Origin of the sequence: Hoeflea sp. EC-HK425 (assembly GCF_902498795.1) — a bacterium.
Taxonomy (GTDB): Bacteria; Pseudomonadota; Alphaproteobacteria; order Rhizobiales; family Rhizobiaceae; genus Hoeflea; species Hoeflea alexandrii.
Window position 1 is genome coordinate 1265974 of record NZ_LR701572.1, and the last position, 15268, is coordinate 1281241.

At 63.3% G+C, this 15268-nt stretch carries 17 protein-coding genes; 9 read left to right on the forward strand and 8 right to left on the reverse strand.

What is annotated here, in order from left to right; all coding sequences use genetic code 11:
* Positions 1 to 49 precede the first annotated feature (49 nt).
* Entirely contained in the window at positions 50 to 1060 is a 1011-nt protein-coding gene (locus SPHINGO391_RS08770; RefSeq protein WP_152008478.1) for a P1 family peptidase, read from the reverse strand.
* A complete protein-coding gene (locus tag SPHINGO391_RS08775) occupies positions 1057 to 2142 on the reverse strand; it encodes an ABC transporter substrate-binding protein (RefSeq protein ID WP_193217236.1) in 1086 nt (361 codons plus the stop codon). The genes SPHINGO391_RS08770 and SPHINGO391_RS08775 overlap by 4 nt, the downstream gene beginning before the upstream one ends.
* 217 nt (positions 2143 to 2359) lie before the next feature.
* Between SPHINGO391_RS08775 and SPHINGO391_RS08780 the strand changes: the two genes are divergently transcribed.
* The 6 genes from SPHINGO391_RS08780 to SPHINGO391_RS08805 all read left to right on the forward strand — a co-directional run bounded on the left by SPHINGO391_RS08780 (position 2360) and on the right by SPHINGO391_RS08805 (position 7845).
* Positions 2360 to 2854: a flavin reductase gene (locus SPHINGO391_RS08780; RefSeq protein WP_343200296.1), complete on the forward strand. Its 495-nt coding sequence runs from the start codon at positions 2360 to 2362 to the stop codon at positions 2852 to 2854.
* Positions 2855 to 2896: 42 nt separating this feature from the next.
* On the forward strand, positions 2897 to 3823 hold the full coding sequence (locus tag SPHINGO391_RS08785) for a MoxR family ATPase (RefSeq protein ID WP_152008480.1): 927 nt from the start codon (positions 2897 to 2899) through the stop codon (positions 3821 to 3823).
* Positions 3824 to 3836: 13 nt separating this feature from the next.
* On the forward strand, positions 3837 to 5063 hold the full coding sequence (locus tag SPHINGO391_RS08790) for a VWA domain-containing protein (RefSeq protein WP_152008481.1): 1227 nt from the start codon (positions 3837 to 3839) through the stop codon (positions 5061 to 5063).
* Positions 5064 to 5140: 77 nt separating this feature from the next.
* Positions 5141 to 5488, forward strand: a complete 348-nt coding sequence (locus SPHINGO391_RS08795) for an XdhC family protein (protein ID WP_152008482.1) — start codon at positions 5141 to 5143, stop codon at positions 5486 to 5488.
* The gene (locus SPHINGO391_RS08800) at positions 5488 to 6198 is read left to right on the forward strand and encodes an XdhC family protein (RefSeq protein WP_152008483.1); all 711 of its coding nucleotides are present in this window, start codon (positions 5488 to 5490) and stop codon (positions 6196 to 6198) included. The genes SPHINGO391_RS08795 and SPHINGO391_RS08800 overlap by 1 nt, the downstream gene beginning before the upstream one ends.
* Positions 6199 to 6201: 3 nt before the next feature.
* Positions 6202 to 7845, forward strand: a complete 1644-nt coding sequence (locus tag SPHINGO391_RS08805; RefSeq protein WP_152008484.1) for a molybdopterin-binding/glycosyltransferase family 2 protein — start codon at positions 6202 to 6204, stop codon at positions 7843 to 7845.
* A 41-nt stretch (positions 7846 to 7886) separates the two neighbouring features.
* Here the strand turns inward: SPHINGO391_RS08805 and SPHINGO391_RS08810 are convergent, their stop codons facing one another.
* On the reverse strand, positions 7887 to 8048 hold the full coding sequence (locus tag SPHINGO391_RS08810; RefSeq protein ID WP_152008485.1) for a DUF2256 domain-containing protein: 162 nt from the start codon (positions 8046 to 8048) through the stop codon (positions 7887 to 7889).
* Positions 8049 to 8144: 96 nt separating this feature from the next.
* Here SPHINGO391_RS08810 and SPHINGO391_RS08815 point away from each other — a divergent pair, with 96 nt between their 5' ends.
* Positions 8145 to 8474, forward strand: a complete 330-nt coding sequence (locus SPHINGO391_RS08815; RefSeq protein ID WP_152008486.1) for a TfoX/Sxy family protein — start codon at positions 8145 to 8147, stop codon at positions 8472 to 8474.
* A 70-nt stretch (positions 8475 to 8544) separates the two neighbouring features.
* Here the strand turns inward: SPHINGO391_RS08815 and SPHINGO391_RS08820 are convergent, their stop codons facing one another.
* Positions 8545 to 8937: a hypothetical protein gene (locus SPHINGO391_RS08820; RefSeq protein ID WP_152008487.1), complete on the reverse strand. Its 393-nt coding sequence runs from the start codon at positions 8935 to 8937 to the stop codon at positions 8545 to 8547.
* Positions 8938 to 8966: 29 nt separating this feature from the next.
* The gene (locus SPHINGO391_RS08825) at positions 8967 to 9407 is read right to left on the reverse strand and encodes a cupin domain-containing protein (RefSeq protein WP_152008488.1); all 441 of its coding nucleotides are present in this window, start codon (positions 9405 to 9407) and stop codon (positions 8967 to 8969) included.
* A 113-nt stretch (positions 9408 to 9520) separates the two neighbouring features.
* On the opposite strand from SPHINGO391_RS08825, the gene SPHINGO391_RS08830 reads away from it, so the two are divergent.
* Positions 9521 to 10480 carry a LysR family transcriptional regulator gene (locus SPHINGO391_RS08830; RefSeq protein WP_152008489.1) on the forward strand — a complete coding sequence of 320 codons (960 nt, stop codon included), beginning with the start codon at positions 9521 to 9523 and terminating at the stop codon, positions 10478 to 10480.
* 101 nt (positions 10481 to 10581) lie between these two features.
* Here the strand turns inward: SPHINGO391_RS08830 and SPHINGO391_RS08835 are convergent, their stop codons facing one another.
* Positions 10582 to 12114 carry a DEAD/DEAH box helicase gene (locus SPHINGO391_RS08835; protein WP_152008490.1) on the reverse strand — a complete coding sequence of 511 codons (1533 nt, stop codon included), beginning with the start codon at positions 12112 to 12114 and terminating at the stop codon, positions 10582 to 10584.
* Positions 12115 to 12473: 359 nt separating this feature from the next.
* Between SPHINGO391_RS08835 and SPHINGO391_RS08840 the strand changes: the two genes are divergently transcribed.
* Positions 12474 to 12908 carry a fasciclin domain-containing protein gene (locus SPHINGO391_RS08840; RefSeq protein WP_244615385.1) on the forward strand — a complete coding sequence of 145 codons (435 nt, stop codon included), beginning with the start codon at positions 12474 to 12476 and terminating at the stop codon, positions 12906 to 12908.
* A 93-nt stretch (positions 12909 to 13001) separates the two neighbouring features.
* On the opposite strand, the gene SPHINGO391_RS08845 is transcribed toward SPHINGO391_RS08840, so the two are convergent.
* Both SPHINGO391_RS08845 and SPHINGO391_RS08850 read right to left on the reverse strand, forming a co-directional pair.
* Entirely contained in the window at positions 13002 to 14303 is a 1302-nt protein-coding gene (locus SPHINGO391_RS08845) for a M23 family metallopeptidase (protein ID WP_152008492.1), read from the reverse strand.
* A gap of 105 nt (positions 14304 to 14408) precedes the next feature.
* Complete coding sequence (locus SPHINGO391_RS08850) at positions 14409 to 15239, reverse strand: ferritin-like domain-containing protein (protein WP_193217237.1); 831 nt, start codon at positions 15237 to 15239, stop codon at positions 14409 to 14411.
* Between the last annotated feature and the right edge of the window lie 29 nt (positions 15240 to 15268).

The following is a 15268-nucleotide window of genomic DNA, read 5'->3' on the forward strand; positions in this document are numbered from 1 at the left end:
GACAGCACCGCCTAGCATTGCCGGGGCGGGCGGGCAACCGCAAGCCGGTTCAAGCCTTGGCGGTTGTCCAGGCCGGCATCAGGTCGCGCTCGTCGGGCGTGGCCGCAAAGACGCCGCGTGCGATGGCGCGGCTCATGGTCGAGGCCGCCGCCGCGCACAGGTCGATGAATTCGTCAGGGGTCGGCTTGCGGCCGGAGGCGCCGGTGGCAAGTGCGAACACCAGGTCGCCGTCAAAAGGCGTGTGGCTCGGCCAGATCGCCCTTGCGAAGCCCGCATGGGCGGCAATCGCCAGGCGTTTGGCTTCGGCCTTGGTGAGGCTTGCGTCGGTGGCGATGACGGCAATGGTGGTGTTGGAGACGCCACGGTTCATGTCACGGAACTTGATCTTTAGCTCGCTGGTCTCAGCGGGCAGAGGGGAGGGCATGCCAAGACCACCGAACTCGTCGCCGATTTCGAAGGGTGCTGCCCAGAAATGGCGGGTGTCACCGATCGTTGCCGAGCCCATCGGATTGGCGGCAACGAGGGCACCAATAGTGATACCGTCAGCCACGAGGGTCGATGCGGATCCGAGGCCGCCCTTGAAGGTTGCCGTCAGCGCACCGGTGCCTGCGCCCACAGTGCCGAGATCGAAATCCCCGGATGCGGCTTCGGTGGCCTGATAGCCGAGTTCGCGGTAGGGCGGATAGGTTCCCCAATCCTTGTCGCCGCCATTGATCAGGTCGAACAGGATGGCCGCAGGAACCAGCGGAATACGGTGCGGGCCGACTTCGAATCCCTTGCCCTCTTGGCGCAGGCAGGCCTGGGCACCGCTGGCGGCATCGAGACCGAAGGCCGAGCCGCCGGACAGGATGATGCCGTTGACGGTCTCGACCGTGTTGTGGGGTTCGAGCAGATCGGTCTCGCGGGTGCCCGGCGCGCCGCCGAGCACCTGAACGGCGGCGGTTGCCGGCGGGTCGCAGACAATCGCCGTGACGCCGGAATTGAGCTTGCGATCGCTGGCATTGCCGACGCGCAGCCCAGCAACGTCGGTGATCAGGTTTTTCGGGCCGGTCGTCTTCATCGGCTTTCTCCGGCAATGCGCGCCATGTCTTCGAGACTGAGCCGATGAAAGGCGCCGTCGCGCCAGATCGCCAGCACGAATCCCGGTTCGCGGCGTTCGCCGTTCTGGTCGAAGGTGACCGGTCCCAGCGCCGTGGAAAAGGTGGTCGAACGCAGGGCTTCGCCGAGCCCGGTCTGGCTGTAATCCATGCGGATTGCGATGGCGCCGAGGATCTCGGCTGCCGCATAGGCCGGAATGCGCAACCCTTCCGCGATCAGGCCGCGTTCTTCAAAAGAGGCCCGCGCGGCTTCCGCTTCCGGCCCGGGCGTGGCGCCGGCAGCGAGCACGGCGATCGTGCCGTCGGGCAGCGGGAGTTCTCCCTGCGGCGCATTGAGCTGATCACCACCCATGAATTCAAGCGGTACACCCTGGCGGTCGGCTTCCATGGCGATGACCGCCATGTCCGAGCGTTCCCCACCGACGAAGACGCGGGAGACGCCGGCGGCCTTGAGGCGACGCACGAGGCTCGGCTGGGTGGCCTGGCCGGGGCGGTAGTTGTCGACGAAATTCGGCTTGAGCCCACGGTTTTCGAGAATGACCCGGATTGCCTCGACCAGTTCCCGTCCCGAAATGGCGCCGTCCTCGATCAGGGCGAAGGACTTGTCGGCCCAGAGCCTGAGGATGGCGTCGGCGGCGATCTCGGCCTCGGAGCCGGCGCGCGGAGCGAGGCGGAAGAAATTCCAGCCCAGCCGCCCGGCTTCCTCGGCGATGATGTCGGCGCGCACGGTCAGCGTCATGACCGGGATGTCTTCCGCCGACAATAGCGGCAGGGCGGCCGCCAGGCTCTCGGTGCACAGAAAGCCCACGACAACGTTGACGCCGGCCTCGATCATTGCCGCGGCGGCGTCGGTGCCGGCCTCTTCGCTACAGCCGTCATCGCCCTCGACCAGGTCGGCGAAGATCTCGGGATGCCCGGTCTCCCAGATCTCGAAGGCTTCACGGACATGATCACCAAGCGGTTTGAACTGGCCTTCCTGGGGGATCACCAGCCCGACATGCAGCGAGTCCGCCCGCACCGGAGCGGCGGCGATGAGCAGAGCCATGAGAAGCTGCAGGGGTGAAAGTGCAAGACGGATTAACATGGGCGGTATTTAGCCCGGCGATCCCGGCGGATCAAAGCGAAATCCGTCGCTTGGGTCTGATCTGACGGGGTTGGGGGAGAAAAAGTCGTGGGCGGCGGGTTTCAAATTCGTGCATGCACTTTATGTATGGTCGCAAGCTGCATCGTTGCAGAACCGATCCCGAAACCGAGGCGCAGGCGTGTTGAAACGGCAGACTATAGATTCCAGGGACTATCGCGACGCCATGGCGCGCTATGCCGGGCACGTGCAGATCGCCACGACCGCGCATGAGGGCGTACGCCGCGGTGTGACCGTGACTGCCGCCTGCTCGGTGTCGGACAATCCGGGTACGCTGCTTGTCTGCCTGAATCATTCGAACCCGCACAACGAGATCTTTGCCGAATCAGGCGTGTTTGCGCTCAACTCGCTGATGAGCGGTCACGAGGATCTGGCCATGGCGTTTTCCGGTCTCGAGGATCTGACCGTCGACGAGCGGTTTGCGCGGGCACAATGGGATACGATCACCACCGGCGCGCCGACACTCGTCGGAGCCGCAGCCGTGTTCGATTGCCGTCTCATCGAGGCGAAAATCGTGGCTACTCACACGGTATTGTTCGGCGAGGTGACGGGATTGCGCAAAGGGCCCGCAGGACCGGCGCTTTTGTATCTGGACCGCGGATACCATTCTGTTTAGCCTCCTGCCCGACGGGACACGCCCAAGCCTCAAGCCGGAGCCATGATGTCGATCACCAACCCGCTGCCAACCTCGATTGATGAAACCATGGCCTTGCTGTCGAGCCAGGACTATGTCGCCAGCAAGGCGCTGGCGACGGTGCTGTTTCTCAGCCTGAAGATGCAGCGGCCTTTGTTTCTCGAAGGCGAGGCCGGGGTCGGCAAGACCGAGATTGCCAAGGTGCTGTCCAAGGCGCTCGACCGGCCGCTGATCCGGCTGCAGTGTTATGAGGGGCTCGATGTCTCCTCGGCGGTCTATGAGTGGAACTACCCGGCGCAGATGCTCGAGATCCGGCTGGCGGAAGCCACCGGCGAGGACGACCGGGGGGCGATCGAGCGCACCATCTTCTCCGAAAAACACCTGATCCGGCGGCCCGTGCTGCAGGCGCTCGAGGGAACAGGCGGTCGCGCGCCGGTGTTTCTGATTGATGAGCTTGACCGGACGGACGAAGCCTTCGAGGCGTTCCTGCTGGAAATCCTGTCGGACTACCAGGTGACGATCCCCGAGCTTGGCACGATCAAGGCGCAAGAGCCGCCGATCGTGATCATTACCACCAACCGCACCCGCGAGATCCATGATGCGCTGAAGCGGCGCTGCCTGTATCACTGGGTCGACTATCCCGCCGCCGATGTCGAGCTCGAGATCGTCCGGCTGAAGGTTCCGGGATGCCACGAGGAGCTTTCGCGGCAGGTGGTCGCCTATGTGCAGAAGCTCCGGCAGATGGACCTGTTCAAGAGCCCCGGCGTGGCCGAGACCATCGACTGGGCGACGGCGCTTACCGAGCTCGACCGGCTGGCGCTCGATCCCGAGACCGTCTCCGATACGCTCGGAACGCTGCTGAAATACCAGGATGACATCGCCCGCATCGACGGCAGCGCCGGCCGGGAACTGCTGGCCGAGGTGAAGGCCGAGCTGGCGCAATCGATCTGATGGCGGCAATCTGATGGCCGAACCCGGCAACGCGATCAATTTCAAGGGCGGCGACGGCCGCATCGTCAACAACATCGTCTATTTCGCGCGGGTGCTGCGCAAGGCGGGCCTCAAGGTTGGCCCTGCAGCGGTGCGCGATGCGGTGGAAGCCGTGCAGATCGCCGGCATCGGCAGCCGCGAGGAGTTCTACTGGGTGCTGCACTCGGTATTCGTCAAGCGGCGCGAGGACCACGAGGTCTTCGACCAGGCTTTCCGGCTGTTCTGGCGGACACGCGACCTTGTCGAGAAGATGATTGCGCTGTTTTCGCCGGTGGCGATGGAGAACAAGCAGCGGGAGAAGCTGAAGGCCGGCGAGACACGGGTCAGCCAGGCCCTGTTCGAAGGGCACGAGAAGCAGCGCCCGCCCGAAGACAAGCCGATGATCGACATCGATGCGCGCGAGACGATGTCGGGAAACGAAGTGTTGCGGCAGCAGGATTTCGCCCAGATGACGGCGGTCGAACTGGCGGATGCCAAACGCGCCATTGCCCAACTGATGCTGCCCTTCGACCAGGTCGAGACGCGGCGTTACAAGTCTGCGGCAAAGGCGCGCAAGATCGATCCGCGGGCGACCATGCGCGCGGCGATGCGGACCGGTGGCGACCTGATCCTGCCGCGCTTCCGCAAGCGCCGGAAGGTGCATCCACCGCTGGTGATCATTGCCGACATCTCTGGATCGATGAGCCAGTACACCCGGATCTTCCTGCATTTCATGCATGTGATCAGTGAGAAGCGGCGCGGCGTTCATACCTTTCTTTTTGGCACGCGGCTTACCAACATCACGAGGCAGATGCGCAACAAGGATCCCGACGATGCGGTGGACCAGTGCACCGGCGCTGTGAAGGACTGGTCGGGCGGCACCCGCATCGGCGAGGCCCTGAGGCTGTTCAACCGGCAATGGTCGCGCCGGGTTCTGGGGCAGGGTGCGGTGGTGATCCTGATCACCGACGGGCTTGAGCGCGATTCCATCGAGGAACTGGATGCCGAGATCGACCGGCTGCACCGGTCCTGCCGTCGGCTGATCTGGCTCAACCCGCTGCTGCGCTTCGATGGTTTTGAAGCCCGCGCCCGCGGCGTGCGCACCATGCTCGATCATGTCGACGAATTCCGGCCGGTGCACAATATCAATGCGATGGCGGATCTTGTCTCGGCGCTGGGCGAACGCAATGCGGCGAAGGCCGATCCCCGGCGCTATCTCTGAGCACTCTTGTATTCGCCCTTGTATTCACACGGTGGTGGTGGCCATATTTGATTGAGTGACAGAGGACGGAGGCTGGCATGACATCTCAGACTATTGCGCAGGCGACGGACGATCAGCTCGATCCGCTGATGGTGGCCGAACGCTGGATGCTGGACGGGCGTGACGTTGCCGTGGCGACGGTGATCGAGACCTGGGGCTCGGCGCCACGTCCGGTCGGCAGTCATCTGGTGATCGACACTGACGGCAATTTCAGCGGATCGGTTTCCGGTGGTTGCGTTGAAGGTGCGGTGATTTCGGAAGCCGTGGAGGTGATCGCGAGCGGGGAGGCCAAGATGCTCGAGTTCGGCGTGGCCGACGAGACCGCCTGGCGGGTCGGGCTGTCCTGCGGCGGCAAGATCCAGGTCTATGTGGAGCGGGTCGGCTGATGGATCCGCATCTGCTCAGGAAACTCAATGCTGCGCGGCGCGACCGGCGGGCCGCCATCATGCTCACCGACCTTGCCGACGGTCGCAACCGGCTGGTGATGAAGGGCGATCCGATTGCCGGAGAACTCGGCGAGGCCGTCGAGAAGGCGTTCCGGACCGGCAAGGCCGGAGTGGTGGAGGCGGAAGGACAGCGCTTCTTTCTCAATGTGCATGTGCCGTCGCCGCGGATGGTGATTATCGGCGCGGTGCACATCTCGCAGGCGCTGGCACCGATGGCGGCGATGGCGGGCTTCGATGTCCGGGTGATCGATCCGCGTACGGCCTTTGCCACGCCCGAGCGGTTCGAGAATGTGGACCTTGTCGCCGACTGGCCGGAGGACGCACTCAAGGACCGGCCGATCGACCCGTTCACGGCGCTTGTGGCGGTGACCCATGATCCGAAGATCGACGACTGGCCGCTGATCTCGGCACTGAAGACCGGTGCGTTCTACGTGGGTGCGCTCGGCTCGCGCAAGACCCATGCACGGCGCGTGGAGCGACTGAGCGATGCTGGTCTTGGTGAGGCCGAAATCGGCCGGATCGATGCGCCCATCGGGCTTGATATCGGGGCGCAGAGCCCGGAAGAGATCGCCGTGGCGATCCTCGGCCAGGTGATTGCGGCGCTGCGCAGACCGTCACCGCACACGCTGGCGCAAGCGGAGAAAGTCTGAGGCATGAAATTCGGCCCGGTTGCTCTGTTGGAGGCCGAGGGTGCGGTGCTGGCACATTCGCTGGCGCTCGGCCGCATGCGGTTGAAGAAGGGGCACGTGCTCACTGCCGATGACCTGGAACAGATCAGGCAGGGTGGCATCGACACGGTGATCGTGGCGCGGCTGGAGGCGGGCGATGTCGGGGAAGATGCCAGCGCCGAAGCCTTGTCGCGGGCTTTCTCGGTACCCGGCATCCGTGCGGCAAATGCGTCGACCGGGCGGGTCAATCTTCATGCCGATTGCGCCGGTCTTTTTCGCGCCGACGAAGGACTCGTCGACGCCTTCAATGCGATCGACCCCGCCATCACCTTTGCCTGCCTTGCCGATCATACCGCGGTTCAGGCCGGAGAAATGGTGGCGACGATCAAGATCATTCCGCTGGCCGTGTCCGGCAATTCCCTCGACCGGGCCAAAGCAGCGATTGCGGCGCCGGGTCTGGCGCATCTCTTGCCGTTCCGCCCGGTCCGTGCCGGGTTGATTTCGACCGTGCTGCCCTCGCTCAAGGAGTCGGTCATGGACAAGACCAGAGGATTGCTCGAGGCCCGGCTGGCGCTCAGCGGCTCAAGCCTCGCGGAGGAAAGACGGGTTGCGCATGATGCCGATGCGGTCGCGGGCGAGATCGTCCGCATGGCGAGTGTGCACGAGATGATCATCGTCTTCGGCGCCTCGGCGGTGACCGATCCGCAGGACGTCATTCCCGCGGCGATCGGGAAGGCTGGCGGGCGCGTGGAACGGGTGGGCATGCCGGTCGATCCAGGCAACCTTCTGGTGCTGGGCTCGGTCGGTGCCGTTCCTGTGATCGGCGCGCCCGGATGCGCCCGCAGTCCCAAGGAGAACGGGTTCGACTGGGTGCTGGCACGGATCGTGGCGGGTGACACTCCGACATCGATGGACATTGCCGGGATGGGCGTGGGTGGCCTGCTCAAGGAGATCCCGACCCGTCCGCAACCGCGGCAGCCGAATGCGGCGACAAGCGGACGCAAGGCTGGTGCGGCCGTCGGCGTGGTGCTGCTTGCGGCGGGCCGGGCAAGCCGCATGGGTGACGAGGCCGGACACAAACTGCTGGCGGAATTTAGTGGAGAAACGCTGATCCGCCGCATGGCCGGTATGGCGCTATCCTCGAAGGCAGCGGAAACGGTGGTCGTGACCGGGCATCGCAGCGTTGAGATCGAAGCGAGCCTCAAGGGCCTCGATGTCAGCCTGGTGCGCAATGGGGACTATGAAACCGGCATGGCGTCGTCGCTGAAAACCGGGCTGGCCGCACTTGGCAAAGAGTGTGACGGCGCGCTTGTCCTGCTTGGCGACATGCCGGCGCTGACCACCGCGCACCTGGACCGCCTGATCGAGGCGTTTGCCGACCATAGGGGCCGCGCCATCGTGCGTGCCTGTGACGGCGAGCGGCGCGGCAATCCGGTCATCCTGCCGGCAAGCGCCTTTGCCGAGGCGATGGAGCTTACGGGCGATGTCGGCGCCCGCGCGTTGATCGAAAGCGGGGTCTGGCCGGTGATCGATGTCGAGATCGGCGCCGCGGCGCGGCTGGATGTCGATACGCCCGAAGCAGTTCGAGAGGCCGGCGGCGTGACTGAAAACACCGCGCGCGATACGTGAACCGGCGCACGACCGTCAATCCTGAAGCGCCCCGGTGGGTTTCACTTTGCGTTTGTGGCGCGGCGGGCCTCGCTGCGGCAACGTGCTGAGCAGTACTTGACCTCGTCCCAGGCCCGCGCCCATTTCTTCCGCCAGGTGAACGGGCGTCTGCACGTCGTGCACAGCTTCTGCGGCAGGTTCGATTTCGTGACGGTCTTGCCCATTCGAGCGATATGGTCCGGTCTTGGGGGATGACAAGCTTGCCGCCTGGAAAAATGCGCAGCACAGTAGGCGCGATCAGTTGGAACGGGAGTGCTGGTGTGGACAATGATCTGATCCGGGACATGTTTGACAGCCTCGGCGAGGTGACGATCAGGCACATGTTCGGCGGCAAGGGGATCTATCATCAGGGCCGGATCTTGGCGCTGGAAGTCAGTGGCGAGGTTTTGCTCAAGGCCGATGCGGAAAGTGCACCGGACTTTGCCGATGCCGGCGCCAGCCAGTGGATCTATGACGGCAAGAGCAAGCCGGTGGCGATGCCCTATTGGTCGATCCCCGACCAGGCGCTCGACGATCCGGAGGAGCTGGCGAAATGGGTGGGCCTCGCCTGCCAGGCAGCGCTTCGCGCCAGAAAACAGGGTGTTCAATGACTTGAACTCGTGAGCCGTGCGCGGTTGACGGGTGACATCAGGCGCGCACGGCGGTGCCGGTACTTATGCTCTAGGCCGTTTCCCGCAGCGGGCCGCCTCCGATTCCATGACGCATGACCTGGAAAGCGAACAGCGCCATTGCAGCAAGCGTCAACACGGATCCGATCTTGGCGAGTGCCTCGCCCGAGCCTGAAATCGCCATGACGATCCCGGGCACGATTGCGAGCACCGCCGCAAGGCTCAGCCAGTAGTGGACGCCGGCAAGCTTCGATGCAGCAGCGCCCGGACTGAGCGCATAGAACGTGCCGGAAACCGACATGATCACGAACCCGATCAGGTTGAGATGGCCGTGCGCGGGGGACAGTGTGTGGTTCTGGGTGGCGGACATGACGATCCCCCACGCCATGCCGCACAGGGCGAAAATGGCTCCAGTGGCAAAGAATCTGGTGGCAATGGTTTTCATGGGTCTGCTCCTCATTGGTTTTTGTCTGGTTACAGCGCCGGACCGGTGAAGCTGAGCTGATAACGGGCTGCGCAATCGGCTATCGCCGGCATGTCTTCGGGAATTCGGTAGTTGTTGTCAGCCATCTCCGCGAAAAACCCTTCGAAACCGCCAGGTGTCAGGATGACCAGATGGCGGGCGGGCGCGTCGCTGACGACGCGGAACGTGTGCTGTTTTCCGCGGGGTACGAACATGGTCTGGCCGGGCCCCCTGGTGAACTCGTCGCCCTCCAGCCAGAACAGGATATCTCCGGACAAGATGACGAAGGTCTCGTCGGCATCATGATGGATGTGGCGCGGTGGCCCTGAATTCGGCGGTGACACCGAATCCACCACGGACATCGTGCCGCCGGTCTCTTCTTGTCTGAGGATGGTCTTGTAGTGAACGCCAAGCCATTCAATAGCCTCAGCGCCCAGGATGTTCGGTCTCATCGTTTCCTCCGGTTCAGGTGTGGAAAGAAACGAACGCGCATTCGATTGAACCGATGTTAGATCGGCTATACCTATTCGTGAAATCGCATTTTGATATGAAAGGTATTCGTCTGATGAATTTATCTGCGTTTGATCTGAACCTGTTGCGGGTGCTTGATGCGCTTCTTCGTGAAGGTTCCACCGTCAAGGCAGGGCGCAGGATCGGCTTGTCGCAGCCGGCAGTCTCCGCCTCTCTATCGCGTTTGCGCACGGCGCTGAAGGATGAGCTGTTTCTCAGGCGGGGGCAGGGGCTGGAACCAACAGACTACGCAAAATCACTGGAGTTGCCCCTGCGGGAGATTCTCGACGGCCTCGAGCTGATGTTCGAGAAGCCGAGGATCTTTGATCCGCTGACAGCATCGGCGAGTTTCAGGATCTCCGGCAGCGACTTCTTCGCGGAGATGCTAATGCCGCGGCTTGCCGAGCTTCTCTCCAGCCAGGCACCGGGCGTTCGGGTGCAGCTTGTCGATCTTGTGCCCGACAGCCACATCGATACGATCGAGCGCTACGAGGTCGACATCGCCCTGATCCCGGCTATTGCTCTGCCGGACTGGGCGGAGCAACGCCCTGTGTTCCGGTCGAATTTTTCCGTCATCGCGCGCCAGGGCAATTCCCGGCTTCAGCGTGCAGGCCTCAGTCCGGGCGACATCGTGCCGATCGATCTGTTCTGCGATCTCGGCCACGTGTTGTTTTCTCCGGAGGGCAATCTCAAGGGCATGGGCGATGCGGCGCTGGCGCGGGTCGGCCGTCAACGCCGTGTTGCCATGACCCTGCCGGTCTTTTCCGGGGTATACCGTGCGGTCAGCCAGTCCGACCTGATCGCGCTTATTCCGCACCAGCTGGCGCTGCAGGTTGCGCCCGGGGCCGGTTTGTCGATCTATGCGGCACCGATGCCTGTCGACCTGGCACAGATCACGATGGTCTGGCACCGGCGATCGACCTCGTCTCCCGGCCATAGCTGGCTGCGTGACCGGATCGCTGAAATTCTGGCACCACTCGACGATGCTGACCCGCAGGCTGAATACATCGATTGATGCAGTTTCCTGAAGTCTCTCATGCCCGGCCACAGACAAAAAAGCCGCCGGCTAGGACGCTGGCGGCTGATTGTCTGGATGGTCAGGAGCGGATCGTGAGATCAGCTGCCGATCATCATGAAGGCCGGGATCTCGTCGCCGAAGCCGACCGGAGTGGGCTCGCGATCATCATTGTCCCGACCGCCACGGCGGTTGCGGCCGCGATTGCGGTCATTGTTGGCATTGGCCGGTTCCGGGGTCCGTTGGGACGCCGCACGGCTTTCGCGTTCCTGGCGTGGCTGCCGCTCCTCGCGATCCTTACGGGGCGCTTCCTTGGTCGCCGGAGCCACCTCTGTGGGCTTGTCGGCTTCGACCGTTTCGGCAGCCTTCTCGGCCACCGCTGCGGGTTCGACTGCGTCTTCCTTAGCGCGTTTTTCTCCGCGTGCGGTCTTGCGTGCCGGCGACTTGCTTTCGCCGCGGCGGCCGCGAGCCGGCTTGTCATCGGCCGGGTCGGCGTTCTCGATCGCCTGCTGGCCGTCCAGCCAGCTGATCTCGCGGTCGATCAGCTTGGTGATGGCGTCGACATATTTCGCATCGCGGCGCGAAACCAGCGTGAATGCGGCGCCTGCGCGTCCGGCTCGACCGGTGCGGCCGATCCGGTGGACATAGTCCTCTGCGTGGATGGGGACGTCGAAATTGAAGACGTGGCTGACCGCCGGAATGTCGAGACCGCGGGCCGCGACATCGGAGGCCACAAGCAGGGTGATCTCGTTGTCCTTGAAGCCCTGCAACATGTTGGTGCGCGAGCGCTGGTCCATGTCGCCATGAAGCGCGCCGACGGAGAAGCCGTGCTTCTCAAGTGATTTGTAGAGATCGGCAACATCTTTCTTGCGGTTGCAGAAGATGATCGCGTTGGTCAGTTCCGACTGGGAGCGGATCAGATCGCGCAGGCGTTCGCGTTTTTCGAAATCCTTGCTGCCGCAGGCCACGAGCCGCTGTTCGACAGTGGCTGCGGTCGAGGAGGGCGGGGCCACCTCGATGCGTGCAGGGTTCTGCAGGAACTTGTCGGCCAGCTTCTGGATTTCCGGCGGCATGGTGGCCGAGAAGAACAGAGTCTGCCGGGTGAACGGGATGAACTTCACAATGCGCTCGATGTCGGGAATGAAGCCCATATCGAGCATTCTGTCGGCTTCGTCGATCACCAGAAGCTCAACGCCGGTCATCAGGAGCTTGCCGCGTTCCGTGTGGTCGAGAAGGCGGCCGGGCGTGGCAATCAGCACATCGGCGCCGCGCTCAAGCTTGCGATCCTGTTCGTCAAAGGAAACGCCGCCGATCAGCAGAACGATGTTGAGACGGTGGTTCTTGCCGTATTTCTCGAAATTCTCGTGCACCTGGGCCGCCAGTTCGCGGGTCGGCTCGAGGATCAGAGTGCGCGGCATCCGCGCCCGGGCGCGGCCTCGTTCCAGCATGGTCAGCATCGGCAGGACGAAGGATGCGGTCTTGCCGGTTCCAGTCTGGGCGATGCCTAGAATATCGCGCCTTTCAAGGGCTGGCGGGATCGCGCCTGCCTGGATCGGTGTTGGCGTCGAGTAGCCGGCGTCAGTTACGGCGGACAGTACTTTTTGGCTTAAGCCAAGATCAGCAAAAGTGGTCAATTGGGAGCGTTTTCCGTTTCGGAGTTTGCGGCGATGCGCGGGAGCGCGGTGTCTGGCGCGGTCCCATAGGCTTTCGAATAGTCGCTGCAGTGCATTAAGTCAAGGAAAAGCCCGGATAAGGGCAGTATCGGCACCCCCGGCCGCTTGGGCGCCTGCTGTTTTTTTCAAGGCTCGACAAACGGTGAAGGCGCGTTTTCATTTTCACCCCTTCTGACGGGGTGAGGCGGTGAACCAATGCACACCGGCCTGCGTGAAAGGTCGCGTCGGGGGGCTACACCTCACAACGGAGTTTACTTATGAAACTGACAAAGACTATCGCAGCAGCCGTCATCGCATTTGGTCTTGCCGGTGGTGCCGCCATGGCCGGTTCGCATTCGGACAAGAAGGACATCGTCGACACGGCCGTCGAAGCCGGCAGCTTTCAGACCCTGGTTGCAGCCGTTCAGGCAGCAGGTCTTGTCGATACACTGAAAGGCGACGGCCCGTTCACGGTCTTCGCACCGACCGATGAGGCTTTTGCCGCACTCGGAATGACCGTCGATGACCTGCTGAAGCCGGAAAACAAGGACAAGCTGGTTGCCGTGCTGACCTACCACGTGGTGCCCGGCAAGGTAATGTCGACCGATCTCGTCGACGATTCGACCCCTGCAACCGTTCAGGGCTCAATGGTCACTATTGACCTCGACAACGGTGCAATGGTCAACGATGCCAAGGTGGTAACCGCCGACATCGATACCTCGAATGGCGTCATTCACGTCATCGACAAGGTGCTGGTGCCTGAAGGCGTTCTGTAATCAGAGCACTTGATGGAATAGAGAAGGGCCGCTTTTGCGGCCCTTTTTCGTGTCTGCGGGATGCGTCCCGGACGGAGCGGCCAAACCGCCCGGTCAGTTGGAGACGAGCAGCGGCTTGAGCTTCTGTGCGGCCTTGAGAAAACGCATCGGGTCGATGGCATTTCCATTGCGGCGGACTTCATAATGCAGGTGAGGGCCGGTGGACCGTCCGGTCGAGCCGGATTTTCCGATACGGGCGCCGATGCCGACGCGGTCGCCCTCGCGAACCTCAACGGCGGAGAGGTGAGCATAACGGGTGGTCAGGCCGTTGCCGTGGTCGATTTCCACCATCTTGCCGTAGCCGCCATTGCGGCCCGCATGCACAACGGTTCCCGAGCCGGTGGAATAGATCGGGGTTCCGGTCGGGGTGCGAAAATCAATCCCGCCATGGAAGGCGAGCCGGCCGAGGAAGGGATCGCGGCGGTTGCCGAAGCGGGATGTGATCTCGCGTCCGGGCGCAGGCATGCCTATCGGCAGTTTCCGGGCATGGCGCCGCACTGTGTCGAGCCGGCCGAGTGCCTGGTCGAGATCGTCAAGCGTCGCCTCGAAGGCATTGGGATCATTGGGCCTGACAAACGGACCGCCGACTGCGTTGTCGTCATACGCCGGTACCGGAAGGCCGGTGGATTTGAGTATTTCGCCGATCTCCGAAGCGGTTTCGAAGGCGTCGATGGCCAGGCCCTGCATCTTTTCGATCTGTTCACGCTCAATCGACTTGAGCGACAGCGTGACGCTTGAGAAGATCCGGTCTGCGCGTTCGCCGACGGATTCCTGCCCCGCTGGCTTGGAGACAGGCGCAAATGCCAGCGGATTGAGATGCTTTTCCGCCGGATCCGAGACGATCGTGGGCTGGGCAGCGAGCGCTGCAAGACGCGCGGTTTTCGCCGAAACGGCAGGCAGCGAGGCCTGGTCCTTCGGTTTGACAATTGGAACCGGCACCTGGCCAGCCGCGGCTCCGGCGCGGTCGAGAAGCGGGCCGAGCTTGCCATGGCGGTTGCTGAGTGCGTTCTGGCGAGCAATCAGTTCGGCGACCTTCTCCTCCATCAGTTGCTGGTCGAGGAGCTGCCGACTGGTGACCCGGTCGACCTGCGAACGCAGGGCGGCGATGCGGTCCTCGTAGGCGTGCTGCATGCGGGCCTGGCGCGCCATCGACGCGCCGATCAGATCATCGCGCAGCACCAGATAGGATGTGGCAGCGAGATAGCCGATTGCCATGACCCCGAGCACGGACATCAGCAAGCCAGCCATCCAGGGACGAACCGTGATGTGCCGGATGGTTTCGCCGCTGGCGAAAATGATGGTGTGGGAATGCTTTGGCCTCTTGCCAAATACGCGGCTGTCCTGCCTCTGCGACACGCGATAATCCTCAGAACGGGTTGCCGTTGATTGTTCGAGGGGATTACAGCCTGTTAAGGTTAATAAAGCTTTGAATTGAAGCCGCGACAGGCAAATTCAATGGGATCAGGACATGTTCTGGCTCGACAGAGCCCGGTAGAAGGTGGGGGTCAGCCCTGCAGCGGCGCGGGCCAGATCGTTGAAGGGAGGCTTCAGGCCTCCGCGGAAATTGGCCCGTACCAGCAGGCGGAAGGTTTCGGCCGGATCCCTGCCTTCGCGGGCGCAGATGAAGCGGAACCACTTTGCGCCGACGGCGACGTGTTTCTTCTCGTCCTCGTAGATGACATCAAGGACAGCGGCGGTGTCATGGTCTCCGACCTCGCGCATCTTGGCGCGCAGGGAAGGGGTGACATCAAGCCCGCGGGCCTCGAGGATGAGCGGCACCACCGCGAGACGCGCGGTCAGGTCGTTACGGGTGTCGTGGGCGGCCTGCCACAGCCCGTCATGGGCCGGCATGTCGCCGTAATCCGCATCCAGCGCCTGAAGCCGCTCCCTGACCAGGTTGAAATGCTTGGCTTCCTCGAATGCCACCTGCATCCACCCGTCGAAAAAGCTCTGCGGCATGGGAGCGGCGGCGAACCGGGCAACGATGTCGAGTGCAAGGTCCACCGCGTTAAGCTCGATATGGGCGATGGCATGCAGAAGCGCGATCCGGCCGCGGCGCGAATTGAGCGAGCGCCGGACCACCTTGGTGGGCGGCACAAGCTCCGGCCTTTCCGGGCGGCCGGGCCGCACCGGAGCCAGCGTGTCGAGCGGTGAGCGAAGCGACAGCCGTCGCGCATGCCAGCGCCTGGCGACGTCCTGAGCGAGAGCGGTTTTCTCAACCAGGTCCGCAGCCCTGATCGCCTGCGCGGCGCCGTCGCGCAGGGACAGTATGGTGTGGGCTTGTGCTGTCACTTCAATCCGGATCCTGATGTTCTGATGAG

What these genes read in the sequence shown, in the direction of transcription:
- SPHINGO391_RS08770 (WP_152008478.1), bottom strand. Translation starts at nt 1,060, where the DNA reads ATGAAGACGACCGGCCCGAAAAACCTGATCACCGACGTTGCTGGGCTG.
- SPHINGO391_RS08775 (WP_193217236.1), bottom strand. Translation starts at nt 2,142, where the DNA reads ATGGCTCTGCTCATCGCCGCCGCTCCGGTGCGGGCGGACTCGCTGCAT.
- SPHINGO391_RS08785 (WP_152008480.1), top strand. Translation starts at nt 2,897, where the DNA reads ATGATGTCGATCACCAACCCGCTGCCAACCTCGATTGATGAAACCATG.
- SPHINGO391_RS08790 (WP_152008481.1), top strand. Translation starts at nt 3,837, where the DNA reads ATGGCCGAACCCGGCAACGCGATCAATTTCAAGGGCGGCGACGGCCGC.
- SPHINGO391_RS08795 (WP_152008482.1), top strand. Translation starts at nt 5,141, where the DNA reads ATGACATCTCAGACTATTGCGCAGGCGACGGACGATCAGCTCGATCCG.
- SPHINGO391_RS08800 (WP_152008483.1), top strand. Translation starts at nt 5,488, where the DNA reads ATGGATCCGCATCTGCTCAGGAAACTCAATGCTGCGCGGCGCGACCGG.
- SPHINGO391_RS08805 (WP_152008484.1), top strand. Translation starts at nt 6,202, where the DNA reads ATGAAATTCGGCCCGGTTGCTCTGTTGGAGGCCGAGGGTGCGGTGCTG.
- SPHINGO391_RS08810 (WP_152008485.1), bottom strand. Translation starts at nt 8,048, where the DNA reads ATGGGCAAGACCGTCACGAAATCGAACCTGCCGCAGAAGCTGTGCACG.
- SPHINGO391_RS08820 (WP_152008487.1), bottom strand. Translation starts at nt 8,937, where the DNA reads ATGAAAACCATTGCCACCAGATTCTTTGCCACTGGAGCCATTTTCGCC.
- SPHINGO391_RS08825 (WP_152008488.1), bottom strand. Translation starts at nt 9,407, where the DNA reads ATGAGACCGAACATCCTGGGCGCTGAGGCTATTGAATGGCTTGGCGTT.
- SPHINGO391_RS08830 (WP_152008489.1), top strand. Translation starts at nt 9,521, where the DNA reads ATGAATTTATCTGCGTTTGATCTGAACCTGTTGCGGGTGCTTGATGCG.
- SPHINGO391_RS08840 (WP_244615385.1), top strand. Translation starts at nt 12,474, where the DNA reads ATGGCCGGTTCGCATTCGGACAAGAAGGACATCGTCGACACGGCCGTC.